This window comes from Amycolatopsis sp. NPDC054798, assembly GCF_053611505.1.
Window position 1 is genome coordinate 132,583 of record NZ_JBSHAM010000010.1, and the last position, 17,288, is coordinate 149,870.

16 protein-coding genes, 2 pseudogenes and 1 riboswitch are annotated in these 17,288 nt (G+C 71.4%); of the genes and pseudogenes, 7 read left to right on the forward strand and 11 right to left on the reverse strand.

Going from position 1 to position 17,288, the window contains the following annotated elements:
• Positions 1 to 30: 30 nt before the first annotated feature.
• The 3 genes from ACWGIC_RS09375 to ACWGIC_RS09385 all read right to left on the reverse strand — a co-directional run bounded on the left by ACWGIC_RS09375 (position 31) and on the right by ACWGIC_RS09385 (position 2,917).
• A complete protein-coding gene (locus ACWGIC_RS09375) occupies positions 31 to 477 on the reverse strand; it encodes a CBS domain-containing protein (protein WP_452075423.1) in 447 nt (148 codons plus the stop codon).
• Between the two features lie 39 nt (positions 478 to 516).
• Positions 517 to 1,752 (reverse strand): cation:proton antiporter, encoded by a 1,236-nt coding sequence (locus ACWGIC_RS09380; RefSeq protein WP_452075424.1) that lies wholly within the window; start codon positions 1,750 to 1,752, stop codon positions 517 to 519.
• 196 nt (positions 1,753 to 1,948) lie between these two features.
• Positions 1,949 to 2,917, reverse strand: coding sequence for a threonine ammonia-lyase (locus ACWGIC_RS09385; RefSeq protein WP_452075425.1), 969 nt, complete (start codon positions 2,915 to 2,917; stop codon positions 1,949 to 1,951).
• Positions 2,918 to 2,973: 56 nt separating this feature from the next.
• Positions 2,974 to 3,067: riboswitch (ZMP/ZTP riboswitch) on the forward strand.
• A 72-nt stretch (positions 3,068 to 3,139) separates the two neighbouring features.
• Between ACWGIC_RS09385 and folP the strand changes: the two genes are divergently transcribed.
• Positions 3,140 to 3,931: a dihydropteroate synthase gene (gene folP, locus ACWGIC_RS09390; protein WP_452075451.1), complete on the forward strand. Its 792-nt coding sequence runs from the start codon at positions 3,140 to 3,142 to the stop codon at positions 3,929 to 3,931.
• Here the strand turns inward: folP and ACWGIC_RS09395 are convergent.
• On the reverse strand, positions 3,925 to 5,019 hold the full coding sequence (locus ACWGIC_RS09395) for an acyltransferase family protein (protein WP_452075426.1): 1,095 nt from the start codon (positions 5,017 to 5,019) through the stop codon (positions 3,925 to 3,927). The genes folP and ACWGIC_RS09395 overlap by 7 nt on opposite strands.
• A gap of 37 nt (positions 5,020 to 5,056) precedes the next feature.
• On the opposite strand from ACWGIC_RS09395, the gene ACWGIC_RS09400 reads away from it, so the two are divergent.
• Entirely contained in the window at positions 5,057 to 5,794 is a 738-nt protein-coding gene (locus ACWGIC_RS09400) for a CPBP family intramembrane glutamic endopeptidase (protein ID WP_452075427.1), read from the forward strand.
• A gap of 9 nt (positions 5,795 to 5,803) precedes the next feature.
• On the opposite strand, the gene ACWGIC_RS09405 is transcribed toward ACWGIC_RS09400, so the two are convergent.
• The 4 genes from ACWGIC_RS09405 to ACWGIC_RS09420 are packed head-to-tail and all read right to left on the reverse strand — an operon-like array spanning position 5,804 to position 10,411.
• Complete coding sequence (locus tag ACWGIC_RS09405; RefSeq protein WP_452075428.1) at positions 5,804 to 6,703, reverse strand: carbamate kinase; 900 nt, start codon at positions 6,701 to 6,703, stop codon at positions 5,804 to 5,806.
• The gene (argF, locus tag ACWGIC_RS09410) at positions 6,700 to 7,695 is read right to left on the reverse strand and encodes an ornithine carbamoyltransferase (protein ID WP_452075429.1); all 996 of its coding nucleotides are present in this window, start codon (positions 7,693 to 7,695) and stop codon (positions 6,700 to 6,702) included. Before argF ends, ACWGIC_RS09405 begins: the two co-directional genes overlap by 4 nt.
• 47 nt (positions 7,696 to 7,742) lie before the next feature.
• On the reverse strand, positions 7,743 to 8,966 hold the full coding sequence (locus ACWGIC_RS09415) for an arginine deiminase (protein ID WP_452075430.1): 1,224 nt from the start codon (positions 8,964 to 8,966) through the stop codon (positions 7,743 to 7,745).
• 32 nt (positions 8,967 to 8,998) lie between these two features.
• Complete coding sequence (locus tag ACWGIC_RS09420; protein ID WP_452075431.1) at positions 8,999 to 10,411, reverse strand: amino acid permease; 1,413 nt, start codon at positions 10,409 to 10,411, stop codon at positions 8,999 to 9,001.
• A gap of 225 nt (positions 10,412 to 10,636) precedes the next feature.
• Here ACWGIC_RS09420 and ACWGIC_RS09425 point away from each other — a divergent pair, with 225 nt between their 5' ends.
• From ACWGIC_RS09425 to ACWGIC_RS09440, 4 genes are read left to right on the forward strand one after another with little or no spacing between them, the layout of a single operon-like run.
• Entirely contained in the window at positions 10,637 to 11,644 is a 1,008-nt protein-coding gene (locus ACWGIC_RS09425; protein WP_452075432.1) for an Acg family FMN-binding oxidoreductase, read from the forward strand.
• A 14-nt stretch (positions 11,645 to 11,658) separates the two neighbouring features.
• Positions 11,659 to 11,892, forward strand: coding sequence for an SHOCT domain-containing protein (locus ACWGIC_RS09430; protein ID WP_452075433.1), 234 nt, complete (start codon positions 11,659 to 11,661; stop codon positions 11,890 to 11,892).
• A 14-nt stretch (positions 11,893 to 11,906) separates the two neighbouring features.
• Complete coding sequence (locus ACWGIC_RS09435) at positions 11,907 to 12,617, forward strand: AMIN-like domain-containing (lipo)protein (protein ID WP_452075434.1); 711 nt, start codon at positions 11,907 to 11,909, stop codon at positions 12,615 to 12,617.
• A gap of 17 nt (positions 12,618 to 12,634) precedes the next feature.
• Positions 12,635 to 14,074: a wax ester/triacylglycerol synthase family O-acyltransferase gene (locus ACWGIC_RS09440; protein WP_452075435.1), complete on the forward strand. Its 1,440-nt coding sequence runs from the start codon at positions 12,635 to 12,637 to the stop codon at positions 14,072 to 14,074.
• Here the strand turns inward: ACWGIC_RS09440 and ACWGIC_RS09445 are convergent.
• Both ACWGIC_RS09445 and ACWGIC_RS09450 read right to left on the reverse strand, forming a co-directional pair.
• Positions 14,053 to 15,384, reverse strand: a pseudogene (locus ACWGIC_RS09445) (WS/DGAT domain-containing protein); the annotation flags it as partial. The gene ACWGIC_RS09440 and the pseudogene ACWGIC_RS09445 overlap by 22 nt on opposite strands.
• A 77-nt stretch (positions 15,385 to 15,461) precedes the next feature.
• Positions 15,462 to 16,109, reverse strand: a pseudogene (locus ACWGIC_RS09450) (DUF4389 domain-containing protein); the annotation flags it as partial.
• Positions 16,110 to 16,262: 153 nt separating this feature from the next.
• Here ACWGIC_RS09450 and ACWGIC_RS09455 point away from each other — a divergent pair.
• Positions 16,263 to 16,886, forward strand: coding sequence for a hypothetical protein (locus tag ACWGIC_RS09455; protein WP_452075436.1), 624 nt, complete (start codon positions 16,263 to 16,265; stop codon positions 16,884 to 16,886).
• 7 nt (positions 16,887 to 16,893) lie between these two features.
• Here ACWGIC_RS09455 and ACWGIC_RS09460 read toward each other — a convergent pair whose 3' ends face one another.
• The gene (locus ACWGIC_RS09460; RefSeq protein WP_452075437.1) at positions 16,894 to 17,121 is read right to left on the reverse strand and encodes a hypothetical protein; all 228 of its coding nucleotides are present in this window, start codon (positions 17,119 to 17,121) and stop codon (positions 16,894 to 16,896) included.
• Positions 17,122 to 17,288 lie beyond the last annotated feature (167 nt).

Here is a 17,288-nt window from a genome sequence, read left to right on the forward strand (position 1 = left end):
GGCGGACCGCCCGGACCAGTCCCGGCCGGGTCAGCGAGGCGTCAGCGCGTGCTCCAGCAGCCGCGACGCGGACACCACGCCGAGCAGCGTCCGGTCCCGCATGACCGCCACCAGCGGGCACCGCAGCCGGGCCATCGTCGCGGCGAGCTCCACGATCGTGTCGTCGCCGTCGACCCTCGGCAATTCGCGTGGTTCGTCCGGCAGCAGTTCCCGCACGGTCCGCCCGCCGAGCTTGTCCGCGATCCGGTCCGCCATCGACTCGCTGAGCACCCCGGCCAGCGACGGATCGTCGCGTACGTAGGGCGGCACCAGGAACTGCACCACGTCCGAGGCGGGCAGCACGGTGTGCGGGCACCCGGACGCTTCCGTCACCACCAGGCCGGGCAACCGGTGCTCGGCCAGCAGACGCGCGGCCTCCAGTGCGTCCGAATCGAGGTCGACGACCGGGAACTCCTCGGCCAGCTCCGCTGCGCGCATCCCCCCAGGCTACGGCGAGCCGGGCGGTTTTGCCGGGACTCATGAATTCTTTCCTTTCTCTTTGCGGCCGGCGTCCGGGTTCTCCGTTTTCTCCGGACGGCCGGTGGGCAGGTTGTCCGGCGGCTCCACGCGCAGCAGCTTCGCGATCGGCACGTCGGTCGAGGAATGGAGCACGATCGACAGCGCGATCGTCACCGCGACCAGGTCGAACACCAGCTCGCTGTCGGCGATTCCGGACTGCAGCGCCAGCAGCCCGTACACCACCGACGCGAACCCCTTCGGCCCGAACCACGCGGCCGTCGCCCGTTCCCGCCCCGACATCGGGGTCCGCAGCAGCGACAACGCCAGCGCCGCGGGACGCACCAGGACGATGGCCAGCACCGCGAGCACCCACGCCCCGGCGCTCAGGTGCGACAGCCGGTCCGGCGTGATCAGCGCGCCGAACACCAGCAGAGCGGCGAACTTCGTGATCTCCGAAAGCAGATCGCCCAACGGCTCGAAATGCTCGGCCGCCGTCTTGTCCACAGTGGCCAGCGTGGAACCCGCCGCGAAGGCAGCCAGGTACGGGTTGGCGTGCGTCAGGTGGCACGCCGCGTAAAGCAGCACCGCGACCGCCAGCGGGCCGAGCGCCTGCAGCCGCGGCTCGGCGGTCAGCACCCGCAGCCGCCAGGCGAACGCGACCAGCGCCGGAATCGCGATGCCCAGCACCAATCCCAGCACCAGCTCGAAGGCGACGGCGCCCAGGTCCGACGACGTGTTCGTCGCGGTGGCCAGGAAGATCAGCACGAACGGCAGCGCGAGCCCGTCGTTCAGCCCGGACTCCACATTGAGCAGCCGCCGCAGCCGCAACGGCACGTCGTCCCGGCCCACGATCGCCGCGGCGAACACCGGATCGGTCGGCGAGAGAATCGCGCCCAGCAGCAGCGACGTCGGCCAGTCCAGCCCGACCAGGAAGTGTGCCGGCACCGCGATGCCCACCATGGTCAGCGGCATCCCCAGCCCGAGCGCCCGCCCGGACAGCCGCCAGTTCTCCCGCAACGCCGGGACATTCGCCCGCTGGCCGTCGGTGAACAGCACGGTGAACAACGCGATGTCCGCGAGCGAGGTGACCAGCGGGTCGCGCGGCGCGATGTGGATCAGCCCGAAACCGCCGTCGCCCAGCAGCGCACCGGCGAGCAGGAACAGCAGCGCGGTCGACAGCACCGTGCGCGCGGCCACGCCCGAGAGCGACACGCTGACCAGCAACACCACGCCGAACGCCAGCACCAGCGCCATCGGACTCCCCCGGGGTCGGTTCGCCCGCCCGCCGCCCGGCTGGGCACGAGCAGGCCGACCAGACTTCCCGGCACTCCACGCGTAAAGATGCCGCAAAGAACCGCCCCGGGCAAACCGGGGGAGATTTCGCGAGAGCCGTGGCTCCGGGAGCCGGTGATTCAGCGGGTCATGGCCGCCCGGGCACGTCCTCGCGGGCTCAATCCCGGGCTCCGACCCAGCGGCGATAGGCGGCGGCGTCGACGTTGCTTCCGCAGACGACGGTGGCCACGTGCCGTCCGGCAAAGCGGTCGCGGTCTTCGAGAATCGCCGCGATCCCGAGCGCGGCCGACGGTTCGACGACGAGGCCGGCGCGGTCGAGGAGCAGCCGCATGCCGGCGATGATCGACGCCTCCCGGACCAGGACGGCGTCGTCCGAGACCAGCAGCAGGTCGTTCAGCACCGCCGGGATCGGTCGCCGGCCCGCGACGCCGTCGGCGATGGTGTCGGTCGCGTCGGTCGTGACCACGCGGCGTTGCCGCCAGGAGTACGTCATGGCCGGTGCGCCCAGCGGCTGCACACAAATCACCTCGGTCCCGGGCGCGCACGCCTTGAGCACGTGGCCGATCCCGGTGGCCATCGCTCCTCCGCCCAGTGCGATCAGGACGGCGTCGAACGAGGACGCGGCGTCCGCCAGTTCGAGACCGATCGTCCCCGCGCCCTCGCAGGTCTCGATGTCCAGGCTGTCTTCGACCAGCCGGATGCCGTCGTGCCGCGCGATAGCCGCTGCTCGCTCGCGAGCCTCTTCGAAGTCGCCGTCCACCAGCTCCAGCCGGGCGTCCAGCGCACGGATGCGATCGAGCTTCGCCGCAGGCGCGAACCGGGACGCCACCACGGCGACCTCGAGTCCCCGGCGACGCCCGGACCAGGCCAGAGCCTGCCCGAGGTTGCCCGCGCTGGCGCACACGGCGGCTGGCGAGCCGGAACCGGCAAGCAGGCTGGCGACCACCTCGGTACCGCGACCTTTGAAGCTCCGGACCGGATTCGCCGTTTCGAGCTTGATGCTCACCGCGCATCCGAGGTCCGGCTCCATCGCCTCGCAGCGGTACAGCGGAGTGTCGAGGAAAACCGGGTCGATCAGCTGGCGAGCCGCCCGGATCCGGGCGGTGTCGAGGCGCGTCCCTTGCACGGCCGAGCAGCGTAGCCGCTTGGCCGTGGCTGTCCCGCGAAGTCGTTGATAAAATCCGGGCGAGCCGTTACTGGCGTATCGAGATGGATCTGACCATCGGGAAGCGGCTCCGTCCCTCGGGACGTCGTGCCGCGCGCCTGGGCCTCTGGAATCGGCCTGGGAGGCGCGACTGTGGCACAGCATCCGGATTCCTCGCCGCCGCTTCGCCGCGAGCGGCCCCGGTTGATCGGGATCGTCAACCTCACCGCCGACTCGTTCTCCGACGGCGGCCGATATCTGGCCGCCGAAGACGCGGTGGCGCATGCCCGGCGGTTGTTCGCGGAAGGCGCCGACATCATCGAACTCGGCCCGGCGGCGAGCCATCCGGACGCGCAGCCGGTAACCGCGGACGAGGAGATCCGGCGGCTGGCCGACGTCCTGGCCGAGCTGGTCGCGGCCGGCATCCCGGTGTCGGTCGATTCTTTCCGGCCCGAGACCCAGCTTTTCGCCGCCGCGCACGGAGCCGCCTATCTCAACGACATCCAGGGTTTTCCCGATCCCAGCCGGTACCGGGACCTGGCCGGCCTCGGCTGCCGGTTGATCGTCATGCATTCGGTGCAGCGCGAAGGACCGGCCACCAGGGTCGAGACCTCCGCGGAAACGGTGTGGGCCGGCCTCGGGCGATTCTTCCACGAACGGTTGACCGCGCTCCGGGCCGCGGGCATCGACCGGGAACGGCTGATCGTCGACCCCGGGCTCGGCTACTTCCTGGGACGGACTCCGGAGCCGTCGATAGCGGTCCTGGACCGGCTCGCCGCGCTCAAGGCCCGGTTCGGCCTGCCGGTCCTGGTCTCGCCCTCCCGCAAGTCGTTCCTGCGGACGCTCACCGGGCGTGGTCTCGACCGGATCGGACCCGCCAGCCTGGCGGCGGAACTCTGCGCCGCCAGCCGCGGCGCCGATTTCCTTCGCACTCACGATGTCGCCGCCATCAGTGACGCCCTCACCGTTTTCCAGGCGCTGTACGAGACCTATTGACTCGCCGCCCGGTGCGCCGCCTGCCGCCGCCCGAAGAACACGATCAGCGGAACCGTGAACAACAGCGGCCCCAGAATCGCCAGCGGCCGTTCGGCCCACCAGATCCAATCCGGCGCGCGATCGTCGGCCAGCTGGCGGTCGAACCCGAAGTACACGACCGCCCGCGCCAGGGCCATTCCGGTGGTGTGGAAGAGAAACAACGGCAACGCGAACCGGGTGAACACCGCGGTCGCCCGCTGCCAGCGCGGCCGGGCGAGCCTGCGTTCGACGGCCGGGCGCAGCACCTCGCACAGCCCGATCTGGAAGACCAGCAGCGCGACGATGACGAACGTCGGCGGCGACATGTTCGACATCCGCTCCCCCGGGACTCCCACCATCGATCCGGGATACAAGCCCGACAGCACCAGTCCGGCGAGCGCGAACAGCCCGGCCCACATCAGCACCGCGGCAGTGCGCCGGCCCGCTTCGGCGATGCGGTGGTGGAAGAACCCGGCCTGATAAGCCAGCCCCCACACCGCGGCCACGTTGACCCAGCTCACCTCCGTCCAGCCGAAGCGCAGCCGCAGCACGTCGACGAGCAGGGCGGCGCCGCCGAGCCAGACCAGTACGAGCACGTCGAACCGCTCGTGCAGCCACGCCATGACCGGCAGCAGGAGCAGCAGTCCGACGTACACCGCGAGGAACCACAGCGGGCTGAGGATCAGCATCACCGTGCCGCCGATCCACCGCACGCCGAGCGTCTCGGCCAGCACGATCCCGAGCGCGGCCCAGAGCAGGATCAGCACGCCGGCCGGCGCCACCAGTTCCTTGACGTGGTGCCAGACATACGACCGCCGCGACTGTCCGTTCGCGCGGGCGCGCTGCCAGGACGCGAGGTGGACTGAGCCGCCGACGTAGAAGAACACCGGCAGCACCTGCAAGAACCAGGTGAGGACCCACAGCCCCCGGAAGTACGCGAGCGGGTTCGTGGGCTGCGGGCCGGTCGGCGTCCAGTGCAGGATCGTGAAAGCCCAGTGCCACAGCACGACGACGACCAGGCTGACCGCGCGCAGGAAGTCCAGATACGGTTCGCGTTCCTTGGTCGTCATCGCCATTGTCCCTTTCCGGGGGCACACTGGAATGACGATGTCTGCTACCGCTGTTGTCCCGAAACTGCCGGAAGTCACTCCTTTCCGGCGTCGTGCTCTTGCCGTGCTGCCCGCGGTCCTGCTGCTGGCGACGGCCACCGTGCTGGCCAACCGGGTGCTGCCCGGCTGGGCCTACCCCGTCTGCGGCGCGGTCACCGCTGCCGCGCTCCTGTTTCTCGCCCGCTTCGCCGGCGTCCGCTGGGCCGAGATCGGGTTCAGCCGCGAGCACGCGCGCCGGATGCTGTGGTTCGGTCTCGGCGGCTTCGCGGTCGTGGCGTTCGGTTTCGGTCTGGCCGCCGCGATCCCGGCGCTGCGCGTGCTGTTCCACGACGGCCGGATCGGTTCGCCGGGCTTCGGGCAGCTGATGTGGCTCGCGCTGGTGCGGATCCCGCTCGGCACCGTGCTGGTCGAGGAAATCGCGTTCCGCGGCGTGCTCCCGGCCCTGCTGGGAGCGGGCGAGCGCTGGCGCTGGTGGCCCGTGCTCGGCGCGTCCGCGCTGTTCGGGCTCTGGCATTTGCTGCCCTCGCTCGCCCTCACCCAGAACGCGGCCGTGCACCAGACGGTCGGCGGTCTGCCGCTCGCGATGATCTCGGTGCTGGCGATGGCCGCCGCGGCCGGGGCCGGCGTGTTCCTCTGCTGGTGGCGCTACACCGGCCGCGGGCTGCTCGCCCCGATGCTGGTGCACCTGGCCACCAACTCCGGCGGGCTGGTGCTCGCCTGGGCGCTCGTCAGCTGACTCCGCGCCTCACGCGCGGACGATCGTCCCGGCCGTTCCCGCCACCAGCTCGCCCGCCGCGGTCAGCCTGCCGATCGCGGCGAACTTCCCGCCGTTCTCGACGAACCGGCAGGCGGCGTCGACCTTCGGCCCCATCGAGCCGGCCGGGAAACGCCGGGAACGCAGCTCGCGGCTGCTGACCTCCCGGATCGGCCGGGCCCTCGGCGTGCCGTAATCGTCTTGCACCGCCTCGACATCGGTCAGCAGCACCAGCGCGTCGGCCCCGATCTCGCGCGCGACCAGCGCTGCGGTCAGATCCTTGTCCACGACCGCTTCGACGCCTTCCAAACCCTGGCCCGTGGCAGCGACCGGGATCCCGCCGCCGCCCGCGCACACGACGATCGCACCGGCTTCCATCAGGGTCTTCACGAAGGGCAGCTCGATCAGCTCGACCGGTTCCGGCGACGGCACCACCCGTCGCCACGAGGAGCCGTCCGGCCGCACGTCCCAGCCGCGCTCGGCGGCAAGCCGCTCGGCTGTCGCACGGTCGTACACCGGGCCGACGAACTTGGCCGGGTTCGCGAATGCCGGGTCGTCGGCACGCACCAGCGCGCGGCTCACCAGCCCGGCCACCGGCCGTCCGGAAGCGTTCTGCAGAGCCTGCGCGAGCCAGTACCCGATCATCCCCTGGGTCTGCGCGCCGAGCACGTCGAACGGATACGGCCTGCGCAGCGCCGGATCGCGTTCGCTCTCGACCGCGAGCAGCCCGACCTGCGGGCCGTTGCCGTGGGTCAGCACGAGTTCGTGTTCCCGCGCCACCGGGGCGAGCGCTTCGGCGGCGGCGAGGACGTGCTCCTCCTGGATGTCGGACTCGGCCGGTTCCCCGCGTTCGAGCAGGGCGTTCCCGCCGAGTGCGACGACGATCCTCATGCTCCCACCGTAGCGGCCATCACGGCTTTGATCGTGTGCATCCGGTTCTCCGCCTGGTCGAACACGACCGACGCCGCCGATTCGAACACCTCGTCGGTGACCTCGAGGGCATCAAGCCCGTACCGTTCGCCGAGCCGCTGCCCGATCGCGGTGTCCCTGCCGTGCAGCGCGGGCAGGCAGTGCAGGAATTTCACCGCCGGGTTTCCGGTCGCGGCGACGACTTTCGCGTTCACCTGGTACGGCAGCAGCTGTTCGATGCGCGGCCCCCAGGCTCCCTCCGGCTCGCCCATCGACAGCCAGACGTCGGTGTAGAGGAAATCGACACCGTGCACGGCCTTCGCGACGTCGTCGGACACGAGGAGTTTCGCGCCCGAGTCGCGGGCGAGGCCCGCCGCGACCCGCCGGATCTCTTCCTTCGGCCACAACGGTTCCGGGGCGCAGACGCGGACATCGAGACCCAGCAGCGCGCCGGTGACGAGCAGCGAGTTGGCGACGTTGTTGCGTCCGTCTCCGAGGTAGCAGTACGCCACGTCGTCGAGGGAGCCCGGCGCGTGGTCGCGCATGGTGAGCACGTCGGCCAGCATCTGGGTCGGATGCCAGGTGTCGGTCAGCCCGTTCCACACCGGGACCCCGGCGTAGGCGCCGAGCGTTTCGACCGCTTCCTGGGACGAGCCGCGGAATTCGATGCCGTCGAACATCCGGCCGAGCACGCGGGCCGTGTCCTTCACGGATTCCTTGTGGCCCAGATGCGATTCCTCGGGGCCGAGATAGGTGATGTGCGCGCCCTCGTCGTGCGCGGCGACCTCGAACCCGGACCGGGTGCGCGTCGAGCTTTTCTCGAAGACCAGCGCGATGTTGCGCCCGGCGAGCCGCCGCATGCGCGTGCCCGCTCGCTTCTCCTGGCGCAGCCGGGCGGCGAATTCCACCAGGGAAAGGAATTCGGCGGCGGTGAGGTCGGTTTCCTTCAGCAGGTTGCGGCCCTGCAGATTCATCGGTTGCTCCTGTCTGGCAGGTCGGTAAGGGCGGGCGGGCGGTGCGGTCAGCGGACCGGGTCGCGTTCGATCGGGCAGCTCATGCAGCGCGGGCCGCCCCGGCCGCGGCCGAGTTCGCCGCCCGGCACGGTGACCACCTCGACACCGTGCTTGCGCAGCATGGTGTTCGTGGCGACGTTGCGGTCGTAGCCGACGACGACGCCGGGTGCGACGGCGAGGTAGTTGTTGCCGTCGTCCCACTGCTCCCGTTCCGCGGCGCGGACGTCCTCGTCGGTGGAGAGCACGGTGACCTGCTCGACGCCGAGCGCCTGGCCGATGCTTTCCCACAGGCTGTCGTTCTGCCGGATCTCGAGCGCGCCCAGCTCGCCGCCGGGAGTCACGGTCCACGAACGCAGCTTCGGGTCGAAGTACGGGCAGAGCACGAACGTGGCGGCGTCGACCATGGTCATCAGCGTGTCCAGGTGCATCATCGCGTGCGACCGGGGCAGTTCGACCGCGAGCACCGTATGCGCTTGGCCGCTCTCGAACAGCGCCCGGGAGAGCAGTTCGACAGCCATCGGCGTCGTCCGCTCCCCCATGCCGACGAGCACCGCGCCGCCGCCGAGGACGTGCACGTCGCCGCCTTCCACGGTCGCCGGGAAGTACTCGGCGTCGTCGTCGCCGAAATACGTGCGGAATCCGGCTCCGGCGAACAGCGGGTGGTAGCGGTAGATCGCCCGGGCGTGCAGGGTTTCCCGCTGCCGCGCGGGTTTCGCCATCGGGTTGATCGAGACGCCGCCGTAGATCCAGCAGGAGTTGTCTCGCGGGAACAGGTGATTCGGCAGCGGCGGCAGCACGAAATCGTCGGCCCGCAGGGTGTGCCATTTCAGGCTGCTGGTGCGCAGCGGATGCAGGTCGGCTTTCAGGACGCCGCCGATCAGCGACTCGGCGAGGCTCGCGCTGTCGAGATCGTCGAAGAGTTTCCGCAGCGGCGATTCCAGCGCCGGGCCGACGGTTCGCGGCGTGCAGACCCGGTCGAGCACGAACGCGCGGCCTTCGGGATCGTCCAGGGTTTCGGCGAGCAGCCGGTCGAAGTAGTGCACGCGCACGCCTTGCTCGCGCAGCGCCTCGGCGAAGACGTCGTGTTCCTCCTTCGCCTTTTTCGCCCACATGACGTCGTCGAAGAGCAGTTCGTGGATGTTGCGCGGGGTCAGCCGGGAGAGTTCCGTGCCCGGGCGGTGCAGGATCACCTGCCGGAGCCGGCCGGTTTCGGACGCGACAGCGAAGCTCATGGATGTGTTGCCTTTCGTGGTGACTGCCTGAATCAAGCTGCGCGCGGCCACTGCTCGCCGGTCTTTTCAGCGGGTGCCGTGTGCTTGCCGCGCGCAGCGGCGCGGCCCTTGAGCACTGCGTGCAGGACCAGACCCACCAGCAGGACGAGCATGGCCTCGTACACCGCGGCGTAGCCGGCGGCGAAGGTCACCCACAGGGAGAAAAGCACCGCGGCGGCGGTGATGCCGAGGTCTCGGACCAGCAGCCAGCCGTGCACGCGGCGCCGCCGGGACACCAGGTAGGCCAGCTGCGCGCAGGCGGAGAAGAAGTACGGGATGGCGACCGTGACGACGGCCAGGTTCACCAGGAACGAAAACACCGCGAGCCCGGTGCCCGAGGTGTAGCGCCACACCATCAGCAGCGACGGCAGCAGAGCGGCCAGCACGATGCCGAACCACGCGGTGTCCTTGCGGTCGGCCCAGGCGAACGCCCGCGGGAACAGCCCGTCGGCCGCCGCGGCACGCGACACCTCGGTCGTCACCAGGGTCCAGCCGTTCAGCGCGCCGATCCCCGACACCACCGCGAGCGCGGCGACCAGTTTCCCGGCCCAGCCGCCGCCCGGCAGGATCGCCTCGAACGCGGGCACGAACGGGGTTCCGCTCGAAACCAGCACGTCGTGCGGGACGAGCCCCATCACCGCCGCCGACACCGCGAGGTACACCACCGCGCTGGCGGCGGTCCCCAGCAGCGAGGCCCGGCCGACGTTCCGTCCCGGCTCGCGCACCCGTTTCGCCGTCACCGCCGCGACTTCGACCCCGATGAACGCGAACAGCGCGACGCCCGCGGCGATCCCGATCGCGGTGTAGAGGCTTCCGCCGGACGCGTTGAACGCGCCGAAATTGCCCTTCGACACGAAGAACCAGCCCACCACGCCCACGAACAGCAGCGGCAGGAACTTCAGCACCACAGTGGTGTTCTGGAACCACGCCATCTGCCGCACCCCGGCGAGATTGATCGCGGCCGGGATCCACAGCCCGGCCAGCGCGATGCCGAGGTCGACCCACGTCGAAGGATGCTCGATGCCGAAGAGGGCTTCGACGTAGAGCACCCAGGACGCGACGATCGCGGCGTTGCCCGCCCACGCGGAAACCCAGTAGCACCAGCCGACCAGATAACCCGCGAAATCGCCGAACTCGCGCCTGGCGTAGGCGTACAGGCCGCCGTCGGAATTCGGCGTGCGCTTCGTCAGCTGTCCGAAAAGGACAGCCAGCACCGCGGTGCCCGCGGCGACCACGCCGAGCACCAGCAGCGAACTGGTTCCCGCGCCGGCCAGCACGGCGGGCATGGTGAACACCCCGGTGCCGATCACGCTGCCCGCCACCAATCCGGTCGCCGAGGTCAGGCCCAGCGCCCGGCTCCGGGACTCGGCCGGGTCTTCCCGGTCCGTTTCGTGTGCTCTGGACATTTCACTCCTGTCGTCGCAACAGTCCCGATCGGCTGTCATGGAACCTCGCGGACGCCCGGCGGCGGCAGAGGTCTTTCGGCCCGTGCGCGCCCGCGAAGGTCACCGCGGCGCCGCGGCGGGCGAAGACCGGCGAAAGTCCCTGCCCCCGGGGAATTCCGGCCCTGCCCGGATCCCTTCGCGACTGCCACTGTCGACGCATCACCGGACGAGACAAGGCAGGTCGCCATGGAACGCGGACTCCCCGACGACTACACCGTCACCACAGCGGTCGGGATGGCCGTCCGTGCGCCGTCGGTGCACAACTCCCAGCCGTGGCGGTTCGCGGTCGGGCACCGGTCCCTGCACCTCTACGCCGATCCGTCGCGGCAGCTCGCCCAGACCGACCCGGACGGCCGGGACCTGATGATCAGCTGCGGGGCCGCGCTGCACCACGCGCGCATCGCGTTCGCCGCGCTCGGCTGGCGCGCCGAGGTCCGCCGGCTGCCCAATCCCTCGGAGCCGGACCACCTCGCCTCCATCGAACTGCACCGCCACGAACCCACTCTCGACGAGGTCGCGCTCGCCGCCGCGATTCCCCGCCGCCGCACCGACCGCCGCCGGCACAGCTCGTGGCGCGTGCCCCGCGGACATCTCGAAAGCATCGCCGAAACCGTCGCGGACGAAGGCGTCGTGCTGCGCATCGCCGAAGACGCCGAGCGCTACTACCTGGCCACGGCGGTCGAAGAGGCCTCGCTGCGGCACCGGCACGACCCCGCCTACCGGATCGAGCTCGCCGCTTGGAGCGGACGGCACGTGTCCCCGGACGGCGTGCCGTCCCGCAACACCCCGATGCCCGACCTGACCCCTGGCGCGCTGCCCGGCCGTCAGTTCTCGGACCCGGAGCTGACCGAAGCCGCCGGAGCTGCCAGCGAGGACGACGAAACGGTGCTGCTCGTGCTGAGCACCGCCTCCGACGACCGGATGTCCCGGCTGCGCGCCGGGGAGGCGACGAGCGCCGCGCTGCTCACCGCGACCCGGTTCGGCCTCGCCAGCTGCCCGCTGACCGAGCCGCTCGAACTGCCCGACGTACGCCGCACCGTCGAGCAGAAGGTCACTTCCGGGGCCTTCCCGCAGATGGTCCTGCGCGTTGGCTGGGCTCCGGCGAACGCGGACCCGCTGCCCGCGACCCCGCGGCGCCAGCTCGACGACGTACTGCGACCGCTCGAAGCCGCCGACCCCCGTCAGCGGTCCTGAGCCGAGGAGAAACGATGATGTACTGGCATTACGGATCCGCCGCCGAATGGGTCGGACCGGTCGTGATGAGCATCGTGGCCGTCGCGCTGCTCGCGGCGATCGGCGTGGTCACCGCGCTGCTCGTCCGCCGTCCGGCCGGGTTCGGCCCGGAGCCCGACGCCGCCACCGCCATTCTGCGCCAGCGGTTCGCCCGCGGCGAGATCGACCAGGAGGAGTACGACCGCCGCCGCGAAGCGCTTCGGCACTGACCGTGGTGACCGCGATGCGCCGCACCGCCAGCGCGATCATCGCCGCTGCCGGGCTTCTGGCGCTGTCCGCGTGCAGCCAGCACAGCGGCAGCGGCGCGCCCGCACCGAGCGCCTCCCCTGCCCCCTCGACGACCGTCGGCGCGACCCCCGCACCCACGACTCCGGCGAGCCCGCCCGCCACGACCTCGGCGCCGCCCAGCTCGACTCCTCCGCCGCACCCGGGCACTCCCCCGGCCTCGCCGAGCTGTCCGCCGACCGGCTGGGGCACCGGAGCGAAGGATGCCGCCGGTTCGAGCACCGACGCGCTCTACCTCGTCCGCGTCGGCAAGCACGACTGCTACGACCGAGTCGTGTTCACGATCAACGGAACGGCCAAGGCCGGATACTCCGTCCAGTACGTCCCGCTGGTCACCGCCGATCCGTCCGGGCGCCCCCTGCCAGTGCCGGGCGGAGCGGTGCTGCAGGTCGTCATCCGGGCCCCGGAACAAGGCGCGGACACCAGCGGGCACCAGCCGGGCCGTGTCCTCGCCGCCACCGGCGACTACCTCTACCCGTCCGCGCAGCTCGCGAGCTGGCCGTCGTTGCGGGCGGTGCGCTTCGCCGGCTTCTTCGAGGGCCAATGCACCTTCGCCGTCGGCACCCGGGCGAAGCTGCCGTTCCGCGTTCTCTCGCTGCCCGATCCGGTGAACCACGTCGAGCGCATCGCCCTCGACCTCGCCCACTGACCCGAAGGGAGGCCGCCGTGGAGCGGCTGAGCCCACTCGACGCGGCGTTCCTCGCGATCGAGGACGAAGACCCGCACGCCTCGCTGGCGATCGCTTCGCTCGCGATCGCCGGCGGACCGGCGCCGAGCCAGGAGGAATTCGCCGCCGCGGTGGCCGCCGGGCTGCCCCGGGTCCCCCGGTACCGGCAGAAAGTCCGGCGGGTCCCGTTCGATCTCGGCGCCCCGGTCTGGGTCGACGACGATTCCTTCGACCTGACGGCGCACCTCCGGCGGCTTTCCGTCCCGGCGCCGCACGACGAAGCCGCCCTGAGCGAACTCGTCGCGCTCCTCATGGCGGAACGGCTGGACCGCGGCCGCCCGTTGTGGCAGTTCTGGATCCTCGAAGGATTGCCGGAAGGGCGCTGGGCCCTGCTGTCCAAAGTGCACCATTGCCTCGCCGACGGGATCTCCGCGGCCGGGATGCAGCAATTGCTGTTCGCTCCGGCCGCACCGCCCGCCCCCGCGTCCGCGCAACCCGACCCGGGCGCCCTGCGGCTGCTGAAGTCGTCGCTCGGCGATCTCGTGACCGGGCCGTTCACCCAGCTCGGGACGATCGCCGGCAGTCTCTGGCATCCGCGTGCTCTCGCGCAGCGCGTCACCGACGTCGCGCACGGTCTCGCCACGCTGGCCGAGGCGCTGATGCCGGTCGCGCCGTCGTCGCTCGGCGGTCCGATCAGCGGCCCGCGCGGTTACGCGCTTTCCTCGGTCCCGCTCGCGGACGTGGCCGCTGTCGCCACCGCCTTCAAGGTCACCGTCAACGACGTGCTTCTCGCCGCGGTCACCGGCGGGTTCCGGGAAATTCTCGTGCACCACGGGGAAGAGCCAGCACCCGACAGCGTGCGGACCCTGGTGCCGGTCTCGGTGCGTCTGGGCAGCGACGCCGCGACGGGCAACGAGGTTTCCCTCCTGCTGCCGCTGCTGCCGGTGGATCTGCCCGATCCCGCGCAGCGGCTGGTCCGCGTGCACCACCGCCTCCGCGCCTGCAAAACCGGCAAGGAAGCCACCGCGGGCAAGTTCGTCGTCGCCGCGGCCGCGCGCGGACCGTTCGCCCCCGCCGCGTGGGCGCTCCGGGCCGCGCTACGGCTCCCCCAGCACAACGTCGTCACCGTGACCACGAACGTGCCCGGCCCGGCCGAACCGCTCACCGTGGCGGGCCGGGAAGTCGTGGCGCTCTACCCGTACGTCCCGATCGCCCTCCGCCTGCGGACGGGTGTCGCGATGGTGACCTATCGCGACCAGGTCTTCGTCGGGGTGACCGCCGACGCCGGGCTCGAGGCGGACGCTCAGCTGCTGGCCGGCTCCGTGGTCTCGGGCGTCGCCGCGCTCAAAGCCGAGGCGACCTCTTCCTCCAGCGCGGCGACGAGATCACCGGGTTTGGGCAGCAACCGCCGGTCGGTGCCGAACCCGAACCGCACCTGACCGGCGTAGCTGAACACGCACACCGTGATCGCTTGCTTGCCGGAACACGGCGCCCAGCCCACGATTCCCTCCACCCGCGCCCCCGCCAGCGTCCGCGCTTCGCGGGGGCCGGGCACGTTCGTCAGCACGCCGACCGCTTTCGCCGACAGGAGATCGCTCAGCCGTCCGGCGAGCGGGCCGGGCGCGCGGGCGATCAGGTGCTGCAGCCCGTAGTTCACCACCGGCTCGTAGGAATCCCGGATCCGCGCGACGCGGCGGTGGGTCTCGGCGAGCCGTTCGGCGAACGTGCGCAGTCCTCGCGGCAGCCGCGCGAACACCAGCGAGAAGTGGTTGCCGAGCCGGTCGGGCAGTTCCGCGTCGAACGCGGTGAGGCTGACCGGGACGAGCCACGGCAGGTCGGCACGCGCGCTGGCCTCCCCGTGCCGGTCCAGGTACCGGTCGAACGCTCCGGCGACCAACGCGGTGCACACGTCGTTCACTGTCGTGCCGGTGGCGTGGCCGAGGCCTGCCAGCGCCGCCAGCGGGACCGGGTCTCCCCAGGCCGCGGTCTTCTCCGTGCCCGGCTGCCCGGTCCACTCCGGCTCCGCTTCCCGGGCGAACGCCAATCCGGCCAGTCCGGTCGCGCTGTGCCGGAGCGAGGTCACCGCCGTCGCGGCCCGGTCGAGTGCCTGCCGGGGGCCTCCGCTCGTCGCTGCCGCTGCGAAACCCGTTGCCGCGGCGGCGATTCCGGCTGTCGCTGTCGCCGCGTACACCGGCACCGCGAGGAGGCTTTCGGCTACCGGCCCTGCTTTCGCCGCCCCTCGCTGAATCGCCGCGCCCAGCTCGTCGAGGGAGCGCACGACCGCCGCTCCGGCATGCGCGACCGGGCGCGTGCCGGGCGGACGGTGCGGAGCCGCACCCCCGACCCTGGCGGGCGGCAAGCCGTCGCCGGACTCTGGGTCGAGCAGGCTGAACAGCACCTGGGTCAGGCGGATCCCGTCGGCCATCGCGTGGTGCGTGCACACCACTACCGCACTGCCCGGGCCGTACCCCTGCAGCAGGTCGATCGTCCACAGTGGATGATCTGGATCAAGCGCGCCGCCCCGCCGGGCCGCCACGAACTCCTGCAGCTGCGCCCGCGTTCCCGGGCTCTCCAGAGTGCTGATCCGCAGGTGCCGGCCGAGATCGAAGTCCGGATCGGTTTCCCAGTGCGCGCCCGCCGGACGCCGCAGGTAGACCGGGTAGCGGGCGAGCAGGCGGTCCGCGACGACCGACCGGAGCCGGTCCGGGTCGACCGGGGTGGCCGTCCAGAGCACTGAGGTGACGGTCATCCGGTTCTCCGGCCGGTCCAGCCGCAGCCACAACGCGTCCTGCGCGGCGATCCGCGGCGCGGGCAGCCCGGTCACGACTCCCGCCCGCCCTGGTCGAGACGGAACGGCGGGTATTCGTCAGTGAGCAATGCGACGTAGGCGGCGACGCGCAGCGCCCAGCGGTCCAGGCCGAGCACGAAATCGAACACCGGACGCGGGTACGCACCGGTGCACGCCAGCACGATCGCGGCGATGAGCACCAGCACGGCGATCAGTCCGCCGCCCCAGCCCGCCGACGAATGCGACGGCGACCAGCCGCCGCCCGCGAACACGGCGACGACGATCAGGTGCGGCAGCGCCAGCAGCCACCACTTGACGAGCACGAGCCCGCGGGAAAGTCTTTCGGGATAAGCGATTTCGAGCCGCGCCGGGTAGTCCGGGACGTCCGCCAGGGTGAACGGCGGATAGCGGTCGGTGCCCAGCGCGGCGTAACCGTAGTAGTGCACCCGCCAGCTCCAGCGCAGCACCCCGACGGTGAACGCGAACAGCGGGCGCGGATAGCGGCCGGTCGCCAGGATCGCGAAAAACGCGCAAAGCCACGCCAGCGGAAACACGATCCACAGCAACGACAGCACGATCAAATGCGGGATCAGCAGCAGCCATTTGACCAGCCACAGCCAGCGCGAGAGCGATTCGTCCAGATCTGCCTCGACCCGGACCGGTGCGGTAGCCGCTTCGATGCTCATCCGCCAAGATTCGCCGGGTTCCGCGCTTTCCGGCCAGAGCAGGAAGTCCCTGGCAGAGGGGACGAAATCGGCCCCAGGTCCAGCCCTGCCGCCCTGGCGGCGCAGCGGCTCGCGGGCCGAAGCTGAACCTCCCATCGTCGCGAGGGAGATCCCATGAGCGCACCGGAAACCCGCGAACTGCTCGGCGACCGGTTCATCCCGAAGCCGCATTTCTCGCTCGTCCGGCACGCGATCGTCGACGCGCCGGTCGAACAGACCTACGCCGCGGCCCGCGAGGTCGACCTCACCGACCTCCACAGTGGACTCGCCACGGTCGCGGCCAGGCTCCGCGAGCTGCCCGCCCGGTGGCGGGCGCGGCGGCACGGCCCGCCCCGCCGCCCGACCCGGCTGACCGTCGACGACCTCGCCGCCGGCACCGAATGGGCGCTGCTCGGCGAACATCCCGGCAGCGAGTTCGCGCTCGGGGTGGCGGGGAAATTCTGGCGGCCGGTCGTCGTCTGGCGACGGGTCGGGCCGGACGAGTTCGCCGCGTTTTCCGAGCCGGGCTGGGGAAAACTCGTCCTCACGGTCGGCGTGCGGCCCTACGGCGCGCACCGGAGCCTGCTGACGCTCGACACCCGCGTGCTGCTGACCGACCCGCCGAGCTGGCTCAAGTTCCGCCGGTACTGGCGGGTGGCCTCGCCGTTCGCGCTGGTGGTCCACGCCGGCTTGCTGCGTACGATCGCGCAGGACGCCCGCCAGCGCGCGCTCGACGCCTACCGCCGCGAGGACGGCTGACTCCCGGTCACCGCCGGACGGCGTAGAGCGCGGCCGCGTCGTCCCGCTGCTCGGCAACGGTCGTACCCGCCGCGCTTCCACGCGGCGAACGCTGAGGCGTCGAGGAACGGCAGCCGGTCCCGGCCACCACGCACTGGTCGATCGGCCAGTGCGCTCGCAGCATGTCCTCGAGCCAGGCCGTCGCGACGTTCTTGCCGTTCGCGGTGACGAGCGGTCTTTCTTGCGGGCCGGACACGGTGAGGAAGCCGTCGCGGACCGCGCCGGGGTCGCCGGTCCGGGGTCAGAGGTCTACACGATCGACGCCGGGTCGGCTGCCGCGCTGGGCCTCGCGCCGCGCAGCCGCCCGGCTCCAGCCCCGTCAGCTCGGCCAGATCGTCGATGACCAGCGTCTGATCCGGCTTC

What these genes read in the sequence shown, in the direction of transcription:
- ACWGIC_RS09405 (WP_452075428.1), bottom strand. Translation starts at nt 6,703, where the DNA reads ATGAGGATCGTCGTCGCACTCGGCGGGAACGCCCTGCTCGAACGCGGG.
- ACWGIC_RS09435 (WP_452075434.1), top strand. Translation starts at nt 11,907, where the DNA reads ATGCGCCGCACCGCCAGCGCGATCATCGCCGCTGCCGGGCTTCTGGCG.
- ACWGIC_RS09420 (WP_452075431.1), bottom strand. Translation starts at nt 10,411, where the DNA reads ATGTCCAGAGCACACGAAACGGACCGGGAAGACCCGGCCGAGTCCCGG.
- ACWGIC_RS09400 (WP_452075427.1), top strand. Translation starts at nt 5,057, where the DNA reads ATGTCTGCTACCGCTGTTGTCCCGAAACTGCCGGAAGTCACTCCTTTC.
- ACWGIC_RS09395 (WP_452075426.1), bottom strand. Translation starts at nt 5,019, where the DNA reads ATGACGACCAAGGAACGCGAACCGTATCTGGACTTCCTGCGCGCGGTC.
- ACWGIC_RS09375 (WP_452075423.1), bottom strand. Translation starts at nt 477, where the DNA reads ATGCGCGCAGCGGAGCTGGCCGAGGAGTTCCCGGTCGTCGACCTCGAT.
- ACWGIC_RS09415 (WP_452075430.1), bottom strand. Translation starts at nt 8,966, where the DNA reads ATGAGCTTCGCTGTCGCGTCCGAAACCGGCCGGCTCCGGCAGGTGATC.
- ACWGIC_RS09380 (WP_452075424.1), bottom strand. Translation starts at nt 1,752, where the DNA reads ATGGCGCTGGTGCTGGCGTTCGGCGTGGTGTTGCTGGTCAGCGTGTCG.
- ACWGIC_RS09455 (WP_452075436.1), top strand. Translation starts at nt 16,263, where the DNA reads ATGAGCGCACCGGAAACCCGCGAACTGCTCGGCGACCGGTTCATCCCG.
- argF (WP_452075429.1), bottom strand. Translation starts at nt 7,695, where the DNA reads ATGAATCTGCAGGGCCGCAACCTGCTGAAGGAAACCGACCTCACCGCC.
- ACWGIC_RS09430 (WP_452075433.1), top strand. Translation starts at nt 11,659, where the DNA reads ATGATGTACTGGCATTACGGATCCGCCGCCGAATGGGTCGGACCGGTC.
- ACWGIC_RS09425 (WP_452075432.1), top strand. Translation starts at nt 10,637, where the DNA reads ATGGAACGCGGACTCCCCGACGACTACACCGTCACCACAGCGGTCGGG.